The following is a 1650-nucleotide window of genomic DNA, read 5'->3' as shown; positions in this document are numbered from 1 at the left end:
TCCACCGCGCCCGGCGGCGCCGGCGCGGCCGCGGGCGGGGCGGGGGCCTCGGGCGCCGGTGCGGGCGGTGCGGCCACCGCGGGAGCCGGCGTGGCGGCCGGCGCGGGGCTGGGGGCGGGCACTTGCGCCTGCGGCGCCGGCACCCGGTTCAGCGGGGCGACGGCGTGCGGGCTGGCCTGCTGCGGGGCCGGGTGAGCGTCCGATGTCAGCGAGACCACTACCACCCCGGCCGCCACGGCCGCGATGCCCGCCAACGCGCTGCCGACCAGCATGGGGAACCCGCGGCGGCGCGGTTGGTCCTGCGCATCGTCGGCCAGGTCGTCCAGGGCGCTGTAGGCCAGCGCACCCGGACGGGCGTTGCCGGAAACCTCGAGGTAGGTCGGGCTGAGCGCCCGGGGACTCACCTCGCCGGTACCGGGGTCCAGCGAGTAGGCCAGGGCGGCCGTCGACACCGCGAACAGCGGCGCGTTCGCCGACGCCAGCGCCGCGCCCCGGGCCAGCGCCATGTCCGGTTCCTCGGGCACGCTCACCGCCAGCGGGGTCGCCGCCTCGAGCGCCGCCTTGATGGCGGCCACGTCACTTCCGCGTCCGGTTCCGCAGCCGACGACGAACACGCCGTCGGCCTCCGACCCGGGCGCGTCCAGCCCGGCCACCATGCCCGACAGCTCGGCCGCGGTGTCCCCCATCAGTTGCCGCCGGTGCAGATCGATGATGGAACCGTCGGTGACGTCGACCACGGCCAGCGTCGCGCTGTCGGGCTCGACGAACAGCATCGCGATGTGCCGGTAGCCGATCGACTGACCGACCGTCTGCGCCAACGCGGCGGCGGCCAGCAACGGGGAGACCAGCATGACGCTGCCGACGTCGTGGGACGCGAGCGCCTCGCGCAGCGCGCCGACCTCGGCGGGATCGGTCCACGTCACGCCCGTCGAGGTCAGCTGGTAGCCGCCCTCCGTCGCGCCTTCCCGGGTGCCGACGATCGCGTCGATCACCTGCGCGGGCGCGCCCGAAGCGGCGACCTCGAACTCGTCTTCTTCGACTGTGACACCGTCGGCATCCTGGCCCTCGATGAGAACCAGGCGGACGGTGGTCGGAGCCATTGACGCTCCGAGCACGATGTCCACTTTGCGCCTCCCAGGTCTTGACTGCCCTCCCCTAGGGCACCAAAAAACAGACCCAACCCGAACTGGGTGATACCACGCTACCCGCGTGCAACCGGACGCGCTTGTCCACCTGACCTTAGGTTGATCAGGGTCACAGCATGTACGAGGAGGCTCAGTACCCCGGGCTCAGGAACGGGTTCTGCGAGTTGCCCGGATACTGCGGATAAGGCGGCGCCTGGGGGGCCTGGGGGGCCTGGCTGGCCGGGACGGGCACCGGGATCGGCACCGGCAGCAGCGGAACGTGGATCCACTGCGTCGTCATCGGCACCGTCGTCGTCGGGGTGGTCGACGGCGCCTGGGCCGTTGGGGGCGGCGTGGTCGTCGGCGGCGGCGGAGGCGCGGTGGTCATCGCCGTGGTGACGGGTGGCGGCGGGGGCTGCGTGGTGACCGGCGGCGCGGGATGGCGCGTCATAACCGGTGGCGCCGTCGTCACGATCACCGGCGCCGGTGGGGCCGGTGGCGGCGACGGCGGAGGCGGCGGTGGCGG

Annotated in this window: 2 protein-coding genes; both read right to left on the bottom strand. The window is 74.1% G+C overall.

Annotation, left to right across the window (positions count from 1 at the left end; all coding sequences use genetic code 11):
• Positions 1–1124, bottom strand: a 1124-nt coding sequence (locus A5787_RS00010; RefSeq protein ID WP_231993724.1) for a hypothetical protein, incomplete at its 3' end; no start/stop codon positions are given.
• A gap of 151 nt (positions 1125–1275) precedes the next feature.
• Entirely contained in the window at positions 1276–1512 is a 237-nt protein-coding gene (locus A5787_RS28570) for a hypothetical protein (protein ID WP_304441132.1), read from the bottom strand.
• Positions 1513–1650 lie beyond the last annotated feature (138 nt).

The sequence above is a fragment of the Mycobacterium sp. 852002-50816_SCH5313054-b genome (genome assembly GCF_001667185.1).
GTDB lineage: Bacteria > Actinomycetota > Actinomycetes > Mycobacteriales > Mycobacteriaceae > Mycobacterium.
Note: the sequence above shows the minus strand (reverse complement) of the source record. Positions and strands in the feature narration are given on the sequence as shown.